Annotated in this window: 13 protein-coding genes; 7 read left to right on the top strand and 6 right to left on the bottom strand. The window is 64.0% G+C overall.

Annotation, left to right across the window (positions count from 1 at the left end):
• Positions 1 to 176: 176 nt before the first annotated feature.
• Positions 177 to 1805: a glycoside hydrolase family 17 protein gene (locus AFIC_RS08440; protein WP_275245810.1), complete on the top strand. Its 1629-nt coding sequence runs from the start codon at positions 177 to 179 to the stop codon at positions 1803 to 1805.
• Here the strand turns inward: AFIC_RS08440 and AFIC_RS08445 are convergent.
• A complete protein-coding gene (locus tag AFIC_RS08445) occupies positions 1753 to 2181 on the bottom strand; it encodes a hypothetical protein (protein ID WP_275245811.1) in 429 nt (142 codons plus the stop codon). The genes AFIC_RS08440 and AFIC_RS08445 overlap by 53 nt on opposite strands.
• Before the next feature lie 47 nt (positions 2182 to 2228).
• Positions 2229 to 3383, bottom strand: coding sequence for a hypothetical protein (locus AFIC_RS08450; protein WP_275245812.1), 1155 nt, complete (start codon positions 3381 to 3383; stop codon positions 2229 to 2231).
• Between the two features lie 204 nt (positions 3384 to 3587).
• Here AFIC_RS08450 and glmU point away from each other — a divergent pair, with 204 nt between their 5' ends.
• The 4 genes from glmU to AFIC_RS08470 all read left to right on the top strand — a co-directional run bounded on the left by glmU (position 3588) and on the right by AFIC_RS08470 (position 8168).
• Positions 3588 to 4940, top strand: a complete 1353-nt coding sequence (gene glmU / locus AFIC_RS08455) for a bifunctional UDP-N-acetylglucosamine diphosphorylase/glucosamine-1-phosphate N-acetyltransferase GlmU (protein ID WP_275245813.1) — start codon at positions 3588 to 3590, stop codon at positions 4938 to 4940.
• Between the two features lie 176 nt (positions 4941 to 5116).
• Complete coding sequence (gene glmS / locus AFIC_RS08460; RefSeq protein ID WP_275245814.1) at positions 5117 to 6943, top strand: glutamine--fructose-6-phosphate transaminase (isomerizing); 1827 nt, start codon at positions 5117 to 5119, stop codon at positions 6941 to 6943.
• Between the two features lie 109 nt (positions 6944 to 7052).
• The gene (locus AFIC_RS08465) at positions 7053 to 7823 is read left to right on the top strand and encodes a DUF502 domain-containing protein (RefSeq protein WP_275245815.1); all 771 of its coding nucleotides are present in this window, start codon (positions 7053 to 7055) and stop codon (positions 7821 to 7823) included.
• Positions 7824 to 8168 carry a hypothetical protein gene (locus tag AFIC_RS08470; RefSeq protein WP_275245816.1) on the top strand — a complete coding sequence of 115 codons (345 nt, stop codon included), beginning with the start codon at positions 7824 to 7826 and terminating at the stop codon, positions 8166 to 8168.
• Here the strand turns inward: AFIC_RS08470 and recG are convergent.
• Positions 8165 to 10273 (bottom strand): ATP-dependent DNA helicase RecG, encoded by a 2109-nt coding sequence (gene recG, locus AFIC_RS08475; RefSeq protein ID WP_275245817.1) that lies wholly within the window; start codon positions 10271 to 10273, stop codon positions 8165 to 8167. The genes AFIC_RS08470 and recG overlap by 4 nt on opposite strands.
• 212 nt (positions 10274 to 10485) lie before the next feature.
• Here recG and AFIC_RS08480 point away from each other — a divergent pair, with 212 nt between their 5' ends.
• Positions 10486 to 10773: an FAD assembly factor SdhE gene (locus AFIC_RS08480; RefSeq protein WP_275245818.1), complete on the top strand. Its 288-nt coding sequence runs from the start codon at positions 10486 to 10488 to the stop codon at positions 10771 to 10773.
• A complete protein-coding gene (gene mfd, locus AFIC_RS08485; RefSeq protein WP_275245819.1) occupies positions 10770 to 14288 on the top strand; it encodes a transcription-repair coupling factor in 3519 nt (1172 codons plus the stop codon). Before AFIC_RS08480 ends, mfd begins: the two co-directional genes overlap by 4 nt.
• Before the next feature lie 89 nt (positions 14289 to 14377).
• On the opposite strand, the gene AFIC_RS08490 is transcribed toward mfd, so the two are convergent.
• The 3 genes from AFIC_RS08490 to AFIC_RS08500 all read right to left on the bottom strand — a co-directional run bounded on the left by AFIC_RS08490 (position 14378) and on the right by AFIC_RS08500 (position 17690).
• Positions 14378 to 14812 carry a PRC-barrel domain-containing protein gene (locus tag AFIC_RS08490; protein WP_275245820.1) on the bottom strand — a complete coding sequence of 145 codons (435 nt, stop codon included), beginning with the start codon at positions 14810 to 14812 and terminating at the stop codon, positions 14378 to 14380.
• Between the two features lie 64 nt (positions 14813 to 14876).
• Positions 14877 to 16118, bottom strand: coding sequence for a GGDEF domain-containing protein (locus AFIC_RS08495; protein ID WP_275245821.1), 1242 nt, complete (start codon positions 16116 to 16118; stop codon positions 14877 to 14879).
• 99 nt (positions 16119 to 16217) lie between these two features.
• Complete coding sequence (locus AFIC_RS08500) at positions 16218 to 17690, bottom strand: class I adenylate-forming enzyme family protein (RefSeq protein WP_275248673.1); 1473 nt, start codon at positions 17688 to 17690, stop codon at positions 16218 to 16220.
• Between the last annotated feature and the right edge of the window lie 3 nt (positions 17691 to 17693).

Genomic DNA, 17693 nt, shown 5'->3' on the forward strand with positions numbered 1-17693 from the left:
CGATCATTTCCGGCCCGGATTCCCATGAAACACAATCGCGATTTTGTCCAGCGCGTCGCGGAAAACCTGCCCGGCAAGGCCGGAATACCATCAAAGTCGGTGGGCAAGGGGCGGCGGCTCTTGGCAGCGCAGGCCCAAGCGGCTAATCGACAGCTTCGGAGGGTGAACACATTTCGTTGCGAACGCCGCTAGCGCTTCTGGTCCTCTCGCTTTGCGTGATTGCCGGGACATGGATCTGGCTCGGCGAGCCGGTGCCGCGCGCGCGCGCGCCGCTCGATCCCGCGCAGAAACTGGAATGCGTATCCTACACGCCGTTCCGAGGCGCGCAGAGCCCGCTCGATCCCTCGCTGCATGTGCCGGTTCAGCAGATCGCGCAGGATCTCGCCCAGCTTGCCAAGATCACCAATTGCATCCGGACCTATTCGGTGGACAGCGGCCTCGATCAGGTGCCGGGCGAGGCGGCGAAGGTCGGGCTGAAGGTTATTCAGGGCATCTGGCTCGGCAGCAACCGCTTCAGGAACAGCCTTCAGATCGACACCGCCGTGGCGCTGGCGAAGCGCTACCCCGGCACGATCCAGTCGCTGGTGGTCGGCAACGAGGTATTGCTGCGCGGGGAGATGACGGCGACCGATCTGGTTGCGACGATTCGCTACGTTAAATCCCGCGTCGAAAACATGCCGGTGACCTACGCGGACGTGTGGGAGTTCTGGCTGCGCAACCGCGAGATTTATAATGCGGTAGATTTCGTCACCATCCACATCCTGCCGTACTGGGAAGACTTTCCGGTGCGCGCGAAATACGCGGCGGGCCATGTCGATCAGATTCGCAAGCGGGTGGCGGTGGCGTTCCCGAACAAGGAAATCCTGATCGGCGAAACCGGCTGGCCGAGCGCAGGGCGCATGCGCGACGGCGCGCTTCCCTCGTTTGCCAACCAGGCATTCGTGGTGTCGCAAATTCTCGCTCTGGCGAAGGCGGAGAAATTCCGCGTCAATCTGATCGAGGCCTATGACCAGCCCTGGAAGCGTCAGCTCGAGGGTACCGTCGGCGGTTATTGGGGGCTGTTCAGCAACGAAACCCGGCAGCCGAAATATGGGCCGGACCAGCCGATCACCAATCATCCGATGTGGAAGTATCAGATGGGCGGCGGGCTCGCCTTCTGCGTGCTGGTCTATCTGGTGGCGTTCGCGGCGCTGCGGCGCAGGCCCTGGCGGCCACGCTGGCCGTCATGGTTGTTCGTGGCGGTCAGCGCCACGGTCGGCGGCGTACTGGCGGGCTGGGGCGTAGAAAAGGTCCAGATCGAGAGCTTCGGCATCGGCGGCTGGGTCGCCAACAGCGCGTTGCTGGGCGCTGCTCTTGTGACGACGATCCTCGCGGCGATGGCGATGGTGACGGGCCGTTGCCTGCCGACTTTCATCGAACTGATCGGTCCGCGGGAGGGACGCACCGATTCCAAGACGCTGCGTGCGCTGGGCTTCGCGTTGGCTGTGGTGGTGGTGCTGGCGACGGAGACGGCGCTGGGCTTCGTGTTCGATCCGCGCTACCGCGATTTCCCCTTCGCGGCGCTGACGATCGCTGCCGTTCCGGCGCTGCTGCTGATGCTCCTGAACGGCCCCTCGCTCAACGGACGGCGGCCGATCGCGGAGACGACCTTCGCATCGCTGCTGGCGTTGAGTGTGGTTTACATCGGCTTCAACGAGGGGTCGGCGAACTGGCAGTCGCTGTGGACCTGCGGGGCCTACGCGGTTCTGGCGTTCACGCTGTCGCTGGCGCGGGTCGCGCGAACCCCAAAATCATCAACGCGATAGCGACGCCTGCTAAACCGATATTGTAGAGCACGATGCCGAAACCGGCGGCCACGAGGCCAGCGGTCAGCGTGACCATCGAGGGCCGGATGATGTGGAGGACCGCGACGACCAGCGCGGCGAGGCCGAACACGTCGTTCTTGAACAGATAGGTGACCGTCGCTCGCGTCTTGCAGAGCAGGGTCGGCAGGCCGCCATCGCAGGCCAGCGCCACCGGCGAATATTCGATGGCGAAATAGCGCAGGTACAGCGCATAGCCGACACTGAGAAAGCCGACGACCAGGAGCCACTGGACCTGCACCGCGCTCGGGCGGAACGGGCACTTCTTTTCCATCTCCCGAAGCTGGGTCGGGTCGCCGGGCGGAAGGGGGTCGGCCATGAGGTCTCTCAATAGGGGTTCAGGGATCGCGGGAAGGACCCCGCGGATCAACGGTTGAAGAACGAGAAACCGCGGCTCGCAGCCGCTTCCGGGGCTGGCTGGGGTTGCGGCTGCTGCGGCGGTTGCGGGTGTTCTTCTACTCGCTTTTCGACGTGACTGCGAGCTTGGCGGCGCGGTTTCTCGCGCGGAACCCGAGCTCCCAGAGGGGACTCCAGCGCAAGCCGCTGCCCATCGAACAGGGTTGTTTCGCAACGGTGCCGGTTCGCGATCAGGCTGGCGCAGAGCTTTGCCGCGGCGGCCGCGTCATTCAACGGACCGGCGACGAGATGGAGACGAAGGCCGAGTCCGTTCTGGCCCTCGCGGACGACGATCAGCGGCTGAAGCGATCCCACGAGGCCGGGGACTCTTTTGAGGGCGCCCCGCCAGACCGCCCGCAATCCTTCGACCGAGTTGGCCGATCCCAGATCGATGCCGAACTCGACCGGTCGCACGATCTTTTCCGCCGCCGCCTCCGCAGTCTCGGGATTGGGCGGCGCGAGCGAGGCGACCGTGAGCGGCCCGAACCCGCCTTCCTCGTGCGGCAGCGGAACAGGGACATCGGGAGTTTTCGGCTGGGCATCCGGTTCCGGCGCGGGTTCGATTTTTGTCGTGGGGAGAGACGGCAAATGGGCTGCTGCCGTCACCGGCAGATTGACTTCGGGCAGCGCGGGCGGAACGGTTGCGACAGGCGCGGCGGGGATTGGCGCGGCGCTTGCCACGACTGCCGGTGTGCCGATGATCGGCGCTGCTGCGCCTGCCTTCGGCCATGAGGACGCGGAAGAGGGCTTTGCAAGCGCGCCGGTGACGGAATCGAGGCTTTGCTCGACCACGGTCACGCGCGCGAACAGGCGGTCGCGGTCGTTGTTGAGCGTGTCGATGGCGGCTGCGAGACGGCGGCTTTCGGTTTTTGTCTCCCGTTCGACCGCCTGCAATTGCTGGCTCTGGCGGGAGACCTCGGCCATGCGCTCGTGCTCGCGGCCGCTGGAATAATGCACCACCATCATCGCAGCGGCGACGGCGCAAACGGAGGCCGCACCCCATGACCCGAGGCGCCACACCGCGCGACGGTCGAATTCTTCCTCGTTGGCGAAAAGACGAGACAGCCAGCCGCCGGACTCGGCGTCATCGTCGATCTGATCGAGCTTGGCGCGATCATTCCGCATGGTCAGGTAACGGCCCCCCGCGATTCCCCCACGAATCAGCCTTACAATTTTAACAGGAACATCTTCTGGATGCGCGCCACTCCTTGATTCAGCCCGATTTGTACCCTGCCGGTGAATTCCATCCCGCCCGGAAAGGCTCTATGACAACCGCACCGTGCCGTTCCGAATCCGGGAGCGGCTCCTTATCGTGATCCCGGGACGCCCATGACCGACCGCTCCAGCCTCACTCTTGTCCTTGCAGCCGGCGAAGGAACGCGGATGCGCTCCACGCTGCCCAAGGTGCTGCACGAGGTCGCGGGACGCTCATTGCTCGCCAATGTGCTGCTCGCGGCCCCCGCAGGCAAGCAGGATCGTCTCGCCGTCGTCGTCGGTCCCGACCATCAGGCGGTGGCGAATGAAGTGCGCAAGCTGCGGCCGCAGGCGCAAATGTTCGTCCAGAGCGACCGCAAGGGCACGGCCCATGCGGTGCTGGCGGCGCGCGCGGCCATCGCGGAGGGCGCGGATGATTTGCTGATCGTGTTTGGCGATACGCCTTTGGTGACCGCAGGGACGTTTGCCCGCCTGCGTGCGGCGCTGGCGGGGAATGTTGCGATGGCGGTACTCGGCTTCCGCGCCAAGGACCCGACCGGCTACGGCCGCCTGCTGGTCGAGGGCGATCAACTCGTCGCCATTCGCGAGCAGGCCGATGCGTCCGAGACCGAACGCAGTGTTGATCTTTGCAACGCCGGGATGATGGCGTTCGCGGGCAAGACCGCGCTGCAAATTCTCGACCGGATCGGCAATGCAAACAGCAAGGGCGAATACTATCTGACAGACGCGGTCGGCATCGCGCGCGAAATGGGATTGCGCGCGACCGTGATCGAAACCCATGAGGACGAAGTGCGCGGCATCAACACAAAAACCCAACTGGCCGAGGCCGAAAGCGTGATGCAGCAGCGGCTGCGGCGCGAGGCGATGGAGGCGGGCGTCACGCTGGTCGCGCCGGAGACGGTGTTTCTCTCAAGCGATACTACGTTCGGCCGCGACGTCGTGATCGAGCCGTTCGTGGTGATCGGCCCCGGCGTCAGCATCGCCGATGGCGCGGTGATCCATTCGTTCTCGCATGTGACGCAATCCTCGATCGGCAAGAAGGTCTCGGTCGGGCCTTACGCGCGTATTCGTCCCGGCACGACGCTCGGTGAAGGCGTGCGGATCGGCAATTTCGTCGAGACGAAGGCTGCGGTGCTGGAGAGCGGCGTGAAGGTCAATCACCTCTCCTACGTAGGTGACGCGCATGTCGGCACCAACGCCAACATCGGCGCGGGGACGATCATGTGCAATTACGACGGCTTCGACAAGCACCGCACCGAAGTGGGCGCGGGCGCATTCGTCGGCTCGAATTCCTCGCTGGTCGCGCCTGTGAAGATCGGCGCGGGCTCCTATATCGGCTCTGGCTCCGTCATCACCCGCGAGGTGCCCCCTGATGCGCTGGTGGTCGAGCGCAACGAGCAGGTGACGCGGCCGGGCTGGGCCAAGCGTTATCGCGAGCGCAAGGCGGATGCGAAAAAGAAGGGCTGATGCGAAAAAGACCGGGACGTGACGGGGATTCATCGAGCGTCCTGTGGCCAGGCGTTAATCATGAATCGGATGTGGGAATTCGCAACAATTCTTGAGCCACGGTTCGTGCGATACTTGGCTAAGAGATTTTGGTTATGAGATTTCCTCTTTTCGATCGTCGAAGGGCATAAAACCGCATGTGCGGCATTGTCGGAATTCTGGGCCGCCAGCCCGTGGCGGACCTTTTGGTGGATTCGCTGAAACGGCTGGAATATCGCGGTTACGATTCCGCGGGCGTCGCCACGCTGGAAGGCGCGCATATCGAGCGCCGCCGCGCCGAGGGCAAGCTGAAGAATCTGGAAGCGCGGCTGAAATCCTCGCCGCTGCTCGGGCGCGTCGGCATCGGCCACACCCGCTGGGCGACCCACGGCAAGCCGACCGAGAACAACGCGCATCCGCACGCGAGCGGCAAGGTCGCGGTGGTTCACAACGGCATCATCGAGAATTTCCGCGAGTTGCGCACCGAACTGGAAAAGCAGGGCGCCAGGTTCGACAGCGAGACCGACACCGAGGTCGTTGCGCATCTCGTCAATTCATATCTCGCCAAGGGTTTTAAACCGCAGGACGCGGTGAAGGAAGCGCTGCCGAAACTGCGCGGCGCGTTCGCGCTCGCTTTCGTGTTCGAGGGCGAGGACGATCTGATGATCGGCGCGCGCAAGGGCTCGCCGCTCGCGATCGGCTACGGCGATGGCGAAATGTATCTCGGTTCCGACGCGATTGCGCTGGCACCTTTCACCGACGACATCAGCTATCTCGAGGACGGCGACTGGGTGGTGCTGACGCGCGAGGGCGCGAGCGTCTTCAACGAGAAGAACGAGCCCGTGAAGCGCGACGTGCTGAAGTCCGGCGCCTCGACCTTCATGGTGGACAAGGCCAACTATCGTCACTTCATGGCGAAGGAAATCCACGAGCAGCCGGAAGTCGTCGGCCATACATTGGCGCGCTACGTCGATATGGCGACGGAGCAGGTTTCGCTGCCCGCCAAGCTGCCGTTCGACTTCGCCAACATCGGCCGCGTCTCGATCACGGCCTGCGGCACCGCGAGCTATGCGGGCTTCGTCGCCAAATACTGGTTCGAGCGGTTCGCGCGTCTGCCGGTCGAACTCGATGTGGCCTCCGAATTCCGTTATCGCGAAGCGCCGCTGCGCAAGGGCGACCTTGCGATCTTTATTTCGCAATCGGGCGAGACCGCCGATACGCTTGCGGCGTTGCGCTACGCCAAGGCGCAGGGCCTGCACACTATCTCGGTGGTCAATGTCACCACCTCGACGATTGCACGCGAAAGCGAAACGGTGTTGCCGACATTGGCGGGCCCCGAGATCGGCGTCGCCTCGACCAAGGCGTTTACCTGCCAGTTGATGGTGTTGGCGGCGGTCGCGGTCGCGGCGGGGAGGGCAAGGGGCGAATTGAATGCCGAGGACGAAACAAAGCTCGTTCACGCATTGATCGAGGTGCCGCGCCTGATGAGCGCGGCTCTGGCGCTGGAGCCTCAGATCGAGAAACTGGCGCGTGACATCGCCAAGGCGCAGGACGTGCTCTATCTCGGACGCGGGACGAGCTATCCGCTGGCGCTGGAAGGCGCGCTGAAACTCAAGGAAATCTCCTACATTCATGCCGAAGGTTATGCGGCGGGCGAACTCAAGCATGGTCCCATCGCGCTGATCGACGAGAAAATGCCGGTGGTGGTGATCGCGCCTTACGACCGCGTTTTCGAGAAGACCGTCTCGAATATGCAAGAGGTCGCCGCGCGCGGAGGCCGCATCGTGCTGATGACGGATGCGCAGGGCGCGCGCGAGGCGACGGTGCAATCGCTCGAAACCATCGTTCTGCCGGATATGCCCGCGACCGTGACGCCGCTCGTTTATGCGGTGCCGGTGCAGCTATTGGCCTATCATACGGCCGTCATCATGGGCACCGATGTCGATCAGCCACGGAACCTTGCAAAATCCGTCACCGTCGAATGACAAACTGACGCAGATGACACATGGATTTAAAGACTTTCCGGGCAATGAGGCGGCGGCTTGCCCCCGCAAGCCCTTGCATGCCGCGCGGTCGGGGCGATACGGATAGGTCATGACAGAGAATACGCCGAAACTTCCGGGCGACCTCACGGGCGGGCCAGATGCTCCGCGCGGCCTGATGGCGCGCCTGCGCAATTATTTCCTCACCGGCCTGATCGTCGCCGGCCCGATCGCGATCACCTTTTACCTGACATGGTGGTTCGTCACCTGGGTGGACAACATGGTCCGCCCGTTCGTGCCGGTCGATTACCGCCCGGAAACCTATCTGCCGTGGGGGATTCCCGGCTCGGGCCTGATCGTGGCGGTGATCGCACTGACGCTGCTCGGCTTCTTCGCCGCGAACCTGATCGGACGTCAGCTTGTCGCTCTCGGCGAAACCATCCTCGGCCACATGCCGGTGGTGCGCGCGATCTATCGCGGCCTCAAGCAGGTGTTCGAGACGATCTTTTCCAGCAACGGCTCGGGCCTGCGCAAGGTCGGTCTCGTGGAATTTCCATCGCCGGGGATGTGGTCGGTGGTGCTGATCTCTCATGCGCCGAACGAGCAGATGTCGAACGCGCTGCCCGGCGAGGAGGAGCATGTCGCGGTGTTCCTTCCGTGCGCGCCGAACCCGACCACGGGCTTCTTCTTCTATGTGCCGAAGAGCAAGCTGATCGAAATCGACATCAGCGCCGAGGATGCGGCGACCCTCATCATGTCGGCGGGCGTCGTTCAGCCCGGCGGCAACGATGCGCAGAAGAAAATCGCGGCACTCGCCGAAACGGCGCAGGCGGCGAATGTCGCGAATGCTGCCAAAATCTCCAGCCCGGCGAAGGTCGAGTAATTGACCCGCAAGGATAATCGGACGGTTTCTCGCAGCGAGCAAATCGAACGCGGCAAGATCGTCACCACGTCGAATCTGATCTGGGCCATCGTCCTTATCAGCATCGCAGTAACGGCCGTGACCGAACTGCGGATCGCGGGGTATGGCAGCTTCTGGATATCGGCTGTTGCGGCTTACGCGGCGTTCTTCCTGAACATTGCATGTTCCGGGTTCGGATTCCGGACGCCGGAGCGGATGTGGTGGCTCGGCAATGTCGGCGTGAGCGTCGCGACCATGTCGCTCATCGGCGCGCCGACGATCCCGAGCGCGCTCTGGACCGCCGGGCGGGTTTTGCTCGCGCGTTAACCCGCGCCGATCAGCGGGATCGCCTCGTCACGCTCGAACAGATAGAGCAGGCAGCGCAGGGCTTCGCCACGCTCGCCCTCGAGCTTTGCATTGTCCTGCATGATGCGCAGCGCCTCGTCGCGGGCCTGCGCGACAAGGCCGCCATGGATTTCGGGCCGCGCGATGCGGAAGCCGGGCAGGCCGCTTTGGCGAGTGCCGAGCACGTCGCCTTCGCCGCGCAGACGTAAATCCTCCTCCGCGATACGGAAGCCGTCCGTGGTTTCGCGGATAACACGTAGCCGTGCCGTGGCAATTTCGCCAGCGGGTTCATGATACAGCAGGATGCAGGTCGAGGATTCATGGCCGCGCCCGATGCGCCCGCGCAACTGGTGCAGTTGCGACAGGCCGAAGCGTTCGGCGTTCTCGATCACCATGATGGTGGCTTCCGGCACATCGACGCCGACCTCCACCACCGTGGTTGCGACGAGCAGTTGCGTTTCGCCGGACGCGAAGCGCGCCATCGCGGCGTCCTTCTCCCTGGGCTTCATCTGACCGTGGACCAGCCCGACCGTGTCGCCGAATTTCTTGTGCAGGCTCTCGAACCGCTGGGTGGCATCGACAAGGGGAAGGGCAGTCTCCGCTTCGGATTCCGCGACCAGCGGACAGATCCAGTAGATGCGCTTGCCGGCATGGAGCGCGCGGCCCATGGCATCGACGATCTCGCCGAGGCGGCTGTTCGGCACCACGCGGGTATCGATCGGCTGGCGTCCGGCGGGTTTCTCGCGCAGTTCGGAAATGTCCATGTCGCCGAAATAGGTCATCACCAGCGTGCGCGGGATCGGCGTGGCGCTCAGCACGAGCATGTCGACCGCTTCGCCCTTGCCGGTCAGCAGCAGCCGTTCGCGCACGCCGAAGCGATGCTGTTCGTCCACGATGGCGAGCGCGAGCGACTTGAAGATCACCTCGTCCTGAATGAGCGCATGGGTGCCGACCAGAAGATCGATCTCACCGTTCGCGAGCCTTTCAAGAATGTCTCGGCGGTCCTTGCCCTTGTCGCGTCCGGTGAGAATGGCGACGCGTAAACCGGCACGCTCGGTCAGCGGCGTGATGGTGGCGATATGCTGGCGCGCGAGAATCTCCGTTGGCGCCATCAGGGCCGATTGCCGGCCTTCCTCGGCGACGGCTGCGGCGGCGAGCAGCGCCACCACGGTCTTGCCCGAGCCGACATCGCCTTGCAGGAGGCGTAACATTCGCAGCGGCTTGCCGAGATCCTCGGCGATGGCGCGCGCGGCGTCCTGCTGCGAAGGGGTCAGCGCGAAGGGCAGCGCGTCGATAATTTTTGCGCGCAGGTGGCCGTCACCGGCATGGCGCGTGCCTGCGGGCCGCCGCAACTGCGCGCGCACCAGAGCCAGCGCGAGCTGGTTGGCGAGCAGTTCGTCGAACGTAAGCCGCGACCAGAACGGGCCATCAGGCAGAATATCGGTGATTTCGTCCGGCTGGTGCAAACGGTGCAGCGATGTTGAAAAATCCGGGAAAGAGCAGCGTCGCACCACTTCGGGGCTGATCCATTCCGGCAGTTGCGGCAGCTTTGTCAGCGCCTGCGCCACCGCGCGCCGCACCGCGCCGATCGCGAGCCCTTCGGTCAGCGGATAGACCGGATCGATGCCGGAAAGTTTTGCGAAACCTTCCTCATCGACCACGCGATCGGGATGCACTATCTGCAAGGTGCCGTCGAACAACTGCACAGTGCCGGAGACGTAACGCACCTCACCGACCGGCAAGAGCTTGTCGAGATAGCCGCCCTGCGGACGGAAGTAGGTCAGCATCACGGTGCCGGTATCGTCGCTGGCGAACACCGTATATGGCGCACGGGAGCGGCCGGGCGGCGGCGCGCGATGCCGGTCCACCGTCACCTTCAGTGTCACCACCGTGCCGGGCACGGCATCGCGGATGTCCGGCTGCGCGCGGCGGTCGATGACGCTGGACGGCAGATGCAGCAACAGATCGACGATGCGCGGCGTCTCGCTGCGGTCGAGCAGATAGCGGAACAATTTGTCCTGCTTCGGCCCGACACCTGAGAGGCTGGTCACCGGCGCGAACAGCGGATTGAGAATGGGAGGGCGCATGAATGCCTAAAGCTCTCCGGCGTCATTGCGAGCGAAGCGAAGCAATCCAGACCTTACAATAGTGGAACGTAAAAAGAACTGGATTGCTTCGTCGCTTTTGCTCCTCGCAATGACGGCCTTCTTTCGCGGAAGGTGCTGACATTGGGCCGCAGCATCGCTATATCAACCTCGCCCGGCACGTCCGGGCTTTTGGCGTTGACGAAAGGCATGAAATGTCCGCTTCCACCCGTTCCAGCGATGGCCTCGACGACCGGCGCAAGCGTCTCCTATTCCGCTGCTGGCACCGGGGCACCAAGGAGATGGATTACATCCTCGGAAGGTTTGCCGATGCCCATATCGCGGATCTGAGCGAGGACGAGATCTCCGATTTCGAGCGCCTGATCGAATTGCCGGATCCCGATCTCTACGATGCTTTCAACGACAAGGCGTCGCTCGACGCGGAGTACGCCGACGGTATTTTCCGGCGCATCAAGGCGTTCACCGGCGGACGCGCGGCATGAAGTCTCCGGTTCGCTCGCCCGCCGCGCTGCTCGCGCCCGGACGTGCCGTCACGTTGGCCAATACTGCCGAAGGCGCGGAGGGACTGATCGTCTCCGATCTCGCGCGGGCCGTGGCCGCGCGCAAGGACGCTCCCGCCGTGAGCCTCGCGGTGCTGTGCCGCGATGGCGCGCGCATGGCGCAGCTTGCCCGCGCGCTGGAATTTTTCGCGCCCGATGTCGAGGTGATGCAGTTTCCGGGCTGGGATTGCCAGCCTTATGATCGCGTGTCGCCGCATGGCGGGATACTCGCACAACGCCTGACCACGCTGGCGCGGCTGTCGCGTCTCGCAGGCGGCGGCGAGAAGCCTCTGATCGTGCTTACCAGCGTTAACGCCATCGTGCAGCGCGTGCCCGCGCGCGATGCGATGGCGGCGCAGGCGCTGTCGGTCGCGCCTGGCCATCGCGTGCCGATGGATTCCATCACCGCATGGCTCGAACATAACGGCTACAGCCGCACCTCGACGGTGCGCGAGCCTGGTGAATACGCCGTGCGCGGCGGCATCCTCGATCTGTTTCCAGCGGGCCTCGACCAGCCGGTGCGGTTCGATTTCTTCGGTGACACGCTGGAATCGATCCGTACATTCGATGCCGAGACGCAACGCACATTGCTCGACATGCGCGCGCTCGATCTCGTGCCGGTGTCGGAATTCCAACTCACGACCGAAACCATCCGACGCTTCCGCATGGGCTATGTCGCGCAGTTCGGCGCGCCGGACCGCGATGACCAGCTTTACGAGGCGGTAAGCGAAGGCCGCCGCCATCCCGGCATGGAGCATTGGCAGCCGCTGTTCGTGGAGACAATGGACACGCTGTTCGATTATCTTCACGGCACGCCGCTTGCGATCGAGGCGCAGGCCGAGGATGCGGTGCGCGAGCGTTACAAGCAGATCGGCGATTATTACGAGGCGCGGCGCGAGGCGATGGAGCAGCCCGGCGGCGGTGCCGTCTACAAGCCGCTGCCGCCTGACAAATTGTATCTGACAGAAAACGAGTGGAACGAGAGGCTCGCCGCGCAGGCACTGGCGCGGATGACGCCGTTCGCGATGCCGGAAGCCGAGACCGTGATCGACATCGGCGCGCGTCAGGGCCGCGATTTCGCGCCCGAGCGTGCGGACGCCGCCGTCAACGTATTCGAATCCGTGGTCGCCCACGTCAATCATTTGCATGTCGAGCGCAAGAAAGTGGTGGTCGCGCTGTGGAGCGAAGGCTCGCGCGAACGCATGGCGAGCATGCTCAAGGACCACAAGCTCGTGCCGCTGACCAACGTCAATACATGGCGAATGGTGCAGGCGACGCCGCGCAACGAAACCATGCTGGCGGTGGTCGGTCTTGAATCCGGTTTTGAGACCGAGAGCATCGCGGTCATCACCGAGCAGGACATCCTCGGCGATCGGCTGGTGCGCGCGCGCAAATCGAGCCGCAAGGTCGAGAATTTTATTTCCGAGGTGACGTCGCTGGCGACGGGGGACCTCGTCGTCCATGTCGAGCACGGCATCGGGCGCTACATCGGTTTGCAGACGCTTGATGTGTCCGGCGCGCCGCATGATTGCCTCGAACTGCATTACGCCAACAACGCCAAGCTCTATCTGCCGGTCGAGAATATCGAACTGTTATCGCGTTATGGTTCGGAGCAGGGCGGCGTCGAACTCGACAGGCTCGGCGGCGGCGGATGGCAGGCGCGCAAGGCCAAACTTAAGAACCGCATCCGCGAGATCGCGGGTGATCTCATCAAGATCGCGGCCGAGCGGCAGGTTCACGAAGCGCCAAAATTCCCGGTGCATCAGGGGCTGTACGACGAATTCTGCGCGCGCTTTTCGCACGACGAAACCGAGGACCAGCTTGGCGCCATCACGGCATCGCTGGACGATCTCAATGCCGGCAAGCCGATGGATCGGCTGATTTGCGGTGATGTCGGTTTCGGCAAAACGGAAGTCGCGTTGCGCGCGGCGTTCGCCGTCGCGCTGGAGGGCAAGCAGGTCGCCGTGGTGGTGCCGACCACGCTGCTCGCGCGCCAGCATGCGAAGAATTTCACCGAGCGGTTTCGCGGCTTTCCGGTCAAGGTCGCGCAGGCTTCGCGTCTTGTCACCGCCAAGGAGTTGCGCGAGACGAAGAAGGAAATGGCGGAAGGTGGCGTCGATATCGTCGTCGGCACCCATGCGCTGCTTGGCAAGAGCGTCAAGTTCAAGAACCTCGGGCTCATCATCGTGGACGAGGAGCAGCATTTCGGGGTTTCGCACAAGGAGCGGCTGAAGCAGTTGCGCGCCGAGGTGCATGTGCTGACGCTGTCGGCGACGCCGATCCCGCGTACGCTGCAACTGGCGCTGACTGGCGTGCGCGATCTGTCGATCATCGCATCGCCGCCGGTGGATCGTCTCGCGGTGCGCACTTTTGTGGCGCCGTTCGATCCGCTGATGATCCGCGAGGCTTTGCTGCGCGAGCGTTATCGTGGCGGGCAGGCGTTCTATGTCTGCCCGCGCATCGACGATCTGGCGGAAGCCAAGGAATTTCTCGACAAGAACGTGCCGGAGATGAAGGTCGCCGTCGCGCACGGCCAGATGCCGCCGAGCGTGATCGAGGACATTATGTCGGCGTTCTACGATGGCAAGTTCGACATCCTGCTCTCGACCACCATCGTGGAGTCGGGGCTCGATATCCCCAACGCAAACACGCTTATCGTTCATCGCGCCGATATGTTCGGCCTCGCGCAGCTCTATCAGTTGCGCGGCCGCGTGGGTCGCTCGAAGCTGCGTGCGTATGCGCTGTTCACGCTGCCCGCAAAACGCGCGATCACGGCGCAGGCGGAGCGCCGCCTGAAGGTTTTGCAGTCGCTGGAAAATCTCGGCGCGGGATTCCAGTTGGCCTCGCACGATCTCGATATTCGCGGCGCGGGCAATCTGCTCGGCGAGGAGCAGTCCGGTCACATCAAGGAAGTCGGCTTCGAGCTTTACCAGCAGATGCTGGAGGAGGAGATCCTCAATCTCAAGGCCGGCATCTCCGCGCCCGCGGAGGACCGCTGGTCGCCGCAAATCACGCTTGGCATGCCGGTGCTGATTCCGGAAGACTACGTTGCCGACCTCGCGGTGCGGTTGTCGCTCTACCGGCGGCTCGCCGATCTGGAGACTGACGACGAGATCGCCGATTTCGGCGCGGAGATGCGCGATCGCTTTGGGCCATTGCCGGACGAGGTTCGTTTCCTGTTCAGGCTCGCGTCGATCAAGAACTATTGCCGCCGTGCCAACATCGAGAAGCTCGATGCGGGCCCGAAGGGCGCATCCATCAGCTTCCGCAACAACAGCTTCGCGGAGCCGGAGCGCCTCGTCTATTTCATCCGGCAATACGGACAGGCCGCGAAAGTGCGGCCGGATATGAAGGTGGTATTCCTGCAAGAGTGGGCGACGCCGGAGGATCGCATGGAAGGCGTCACCGACATCCTTCGCCAGTTGGCTACTCTGGCGGAAGGCCGCAAGGCAGCGTGAGTTTTTTCGTCATTGCGAGGAGCGCATGCGACGAAGCAATCCAGATAACTGGATTGCTTCGCTTCGCTCGCAATGACGGCAAGCTGGATTTAGCCAGTGGTCGGATATTTGAACTCCGGCGCGGCCTTGAGCGCCTCCTTGGTGGTGTTCATCGTGGCCTTCCACTTCTTGCTGGCCTGATCGTAGGCCACATGCACCGAGGACGGAGCGACCGCGACGTAGTGCTCGCCCATGCCGAGGAAGCCGCCGACCGACAGGATCAGCGCCTGCACCTGATTGTCCTTGGTAATGGCGATGTCGGAGATTTCGCCGATCGATTCATTGTTCTGGTTATAGACGTTCAGGCCCTTCAGCCTGGATGTGAACATCTCGTCGCTGGAGACGCGCGCAAACGCCGGCGTTGAAGACGGCGCGCTGCCGGTCGTCGCCGCGGGCGAAGTGGCCGAAGGACTCATCGTCGACTGGGCGAAAGCCGGTGCGGCGATCAATGCGGCGGTGAGACCGAGCAATACAGTTTTCTTCATGGACAACCTCCTCAATTGGATTAACGAGGGCCCAATGCGGAGGGGTTGTGTTCGTTCCGCGCCGTTACGATGCGGCCTGTGCATCGGCCAGGCGCAGGCGCGCAAGCAGCGATGCCTCGGAATCATTGGGCAGGAGCGATGTTACTGCGACATCGGGCGTGAGCTTGCCGTTCGGTTTCGGTCCGACGACAGTTTGTTTCAGAACGCTGGCAAGGCGCCGTGCGATGGAACGTGCATCGACGATGCTCGTTCCGGCGAATGCGACAACGATGGTTCCATCGCCCTGCAATGTTCCGAAGTCCATCCTTCGCATCAGTTGGCCGACGATGCGCGCCGCGTCGAAGCGCGAGCGGTCGTTGTGGGTGGATAGGGTAAAACTTGCGACCGACAGGCCCGCGCCTTGTGCATGAGCGTCTTCGATCGAGCGTGTAAGATCGCGGGTGAAAGCGCCTTCGGTCAGAAGTCCGGTGCGCGGATCGAGCAGGCCGCCGGCCTCGATCGAGCGCGAGGCTCGCTCCAGCCGTGCCTCGAAAGCCTTTTGCCGGATCAGCGGAACCGCGATAGCGACCGTGCTTGCGGCATCCGCGCCGCCGGCTTCAAGGTTGGGAAGGTCATAAGGATGGAGCGGCAACGGCACGCCCGAGACGATGACCGGCAGGTTGCGGTGGCGCGAATCCTCCGAGAGCACTTGCAGGAATGCTTCGACAACGCGCTGCGTGAAACCGCCGCCGATCACGATGCCGTCGAGCGTGCGGGCATTGAGATGCTTAGCCGCCTGTTCGATGCTGAGAGCCCCGACGATGCCCATCCGTTCACCCAGCGCAACGGACAACGCGGGAAACGAGCCCCCGCGTCCGGCCAGGAGCACGGTTGCGTCCTGCAAGGGATCGTCGGCGGGCATCTGCAAGTCGGTGAGACGGATATCGCGCGCCCGCCGCAAAACGGTCGCGTGCATGGCGCGCAGCCGCAGCGCGGCGTTCAGGCGCGAGGCCAGACGGCGCGCGCCGCGGCCGCCGATCTCTGTCAGCGGCAGTGCGTTGTGAGGTAGAGTTGCGCTTCCTGGATCAATCGCGATCAGCGGCACGTAGGGACTTAAGGTTTCGACGCGGCGGGCGATGTCCTTGATCGCGGCGGGCTCATGCGCTCCCGCGACGATCACTGCGCATGGTTTCACGCGCGCGATTGCGGCTTCCGCTTCCTGCCACGTGCTGTCCACGGCGGGGAAGATCTTCGCGGCCGACAGAGCCTTGTAGAGCGGGGCGTATGTTCCGTTGGAGACGACGACGATGGGGCCGGACTGGGACATTTTTTACTCAGGTCGCAAAATCAGCCTCCATCCTACCGGACGCGGCCTTAATGCGCCGTCAACGCCGATTGCCACGAATCCCGAAAATGTAATGAATACTTACGCTTGACGCTCGCGCTGGCGGAAAGCTTCCGTCATCAGCGGATTGAGGCCGAGTTCTGCGAGGGCGCCGCGCGCCCGGGCATTCTCGTTCGAGCGCCCGGCGAGGCGGAAGCCGTTAATGGGATCGGGCAGGGCCATCATCACCGTGCCGGGCGATAGCCGACGCGCCCATTGTTCGAGATCGTCCTCGCGGAAGCGATAGCCGCCGACATTGGCTATGCCGGCGGGCGTGCCGGTCAGCGTGATGTGCCCGTCCGGGTTCGCGCGCTTGGCGGGATAGCCGGTATCGACATAGTCGGCGCTGGGCTCTGCCCGCATCAGGGAGGTGTCGGCCTTTGGCGGAGGGCGATAGGCCGCGAGCGTCACCATCGGCCCCCGCAGGCCGAGCGTGCCTTTCGGCGTCAGCAGCAATTCACCCGCGCGGGCTGCGTCGTGGTGGGTCAGCGTCACCGGCGCGGCCGTGCCGTCGTCGAGGCGGTTGAGCGCGAACAGGCCCATTTCTCCGAACAGATAGACATCGGTGAGTGCCGCCGACTTCGCCTTCCAGTCCGGGCTGGCCGAAACACGTTCCGGCGTCCGCCACAGCCCGATGACATGATGCAGCGATGGCTGTGCGTCGATGGCTGCGGATTCCGACATCCGCAATGCGAGTTCGGCGGGCCCGATCAGCGTGTCGCAATTGCCTGCGCGGATCTGCTCGGCCAGCACCTGCGGATCGAAGGGATGATGCAGGCGCAGCGAGCCGCCGCTCAACAACCACAGCACGACGGATGACGTGAGCCCCGCAAACGAGGACAGCAGCGCCGTCGAGATGATCCGCGCGGCGGAGGGAAGGGCGCTTTCCATGTAGATGGCCAATCCGCCCGCGATCAGGTTCACATGGCTGCGCGGCACCGCGACCATCCCGTTCCGGGTGATGTCGAACGAGGCAACGGCGGCCTTGCGGGCGTTGATCGAGAGATTGGGCGCGAAGGATTCCCGCTGCCGCCAATCGAGCGGCGTCATGCCGTCGGGCAGCGCCTCGCCGAAGCCCATCACATGCCGGATCGAGAACGCCTCGGCGGCGGCGTTCATCGCAAGGTCGGCATGGTCGATCAGTTCGATCCGCCCGGCGGTGACGATGGCGCGCGCGCCGACGCGGTTCAAGGCTTCTGCCAGTTCGGCCTGCCGCCAGAGCTGCGGCAGCAGCGCCACCACCAGCCCCGCGCGCCATGCCGCGAGCAGCGTCAGCGGGAATTCGACGGTGTTGGGCAGTTGCACCGCGACGATGGACCCGGCCGGAAGCCCCGCGCGGATGAATTGCGAGGACAGCGAGGCGACTGCGGCTTCAGACTGCGCGTAGGTGAGTTCGACAGGCTCTTCGCCGGTGATGCGGCGCTTGTTCGGCGGATCGCACAGAGCAAGCGCATCGGGCGTGCGCTCGGCCGTGCGCGAGAACAGGTCGTACAGCGTCGGGGACCTGTCCGGCATCGA

The organism is [Pseudomonas] carboxydohydrogena, from assembly GCF_029030725.1.
Taxonomy (GTDB): Bacteria; Pseudomonadota; Alphaproteobacteria; order Rhizobiales; family Xanthobacteraceae; genus Afipia; species Afipia carboxydohydrogena.

What these genes read in the sequence shown, in the direction of transcription:
- AFIC_RS08445 (WP_275245811.1), bottom strand. Translation starts at nt 2,181, where the DNA reads ATGGCCGACCCCCTTCCGCCCGGCGACCCGACCCAGCTTCGGGAGATG.
- AFIC_RS08450 (WP_275245812.1), bottom strand. Translation starts at nt 3,383, where the DNA reads ATGCGGAATGATCGCGCCAAGCTCGATCAGATCGACGATGACGCCGAG.
- glmU (WP_275245813.1), top strand. Translation starts at nt 3,588, where the DNA reads ATGACCGACCGCTCCAGCCTCACTCTTGTCCTTGCAGCCGGCGAAGGA.
- glmS (WP_275245814.1), top strand. Translation starts at nt 5,117, where the DNA reads ATGTGCGGCATTGTCGGAATTCTGGGCCGCCAGCCCGTGGCGGACCTT.
- AFIC_RS08465 (WP_275245815.1), top strand. Translation starts at nt 7,053, where the DNA reads ATGACAGAGAATACGCCGAAACTTCCGGGCGACCTCACGGGCGGGCCA.
- recG (WP_275245817.1), bottom strand. Translation starts at nt 10,273, where the DNA reads ATGCGCCCTCCCATTCTCAATCCGCTGTTCGCGCCGGTGACCAGCCTC.
- AFIC_RS08480 (WP_275245818.1), top strand. Translation starts at nt 10,486, where the DNA reads ATGTCCGCTTCCACCCGTTCCAGCGATGGCCTCGACGACCGGCGCAAG.
- mfd (WP_275245819.1), top strand. Translation starts at nt 10,770, where the DNA reads ATGAAGTCTCCGGTTCGCTCGCCCGCCGCGCTGCTCGCGCCCGGACGT.
- AFIC_RS08490 (WP_275245820.1), bottom strand. Translation starts at nt 14,812, where the DNA reads ATGAAGAAAACTGTATTGCTCGGTCTCACCGCCGCATTGATCGCCGCA.
- AFIC_RS08495 (WP_275245821.1), bottom strand. Translation starts at nt 16,118, where the DNA reads ATGTCCCAGTCCGGCCCCATCGTCGTCGTCTCCAACGGAACATACGCC.
- AFIC_RS08500 (WP_275248673.1), bottom strand. Translation starts at nt 17,690, where the DNA reads ATGCCGGACAGGTCCCCGACGCTGTACGACCTGTTCTCGCGCACGGCC.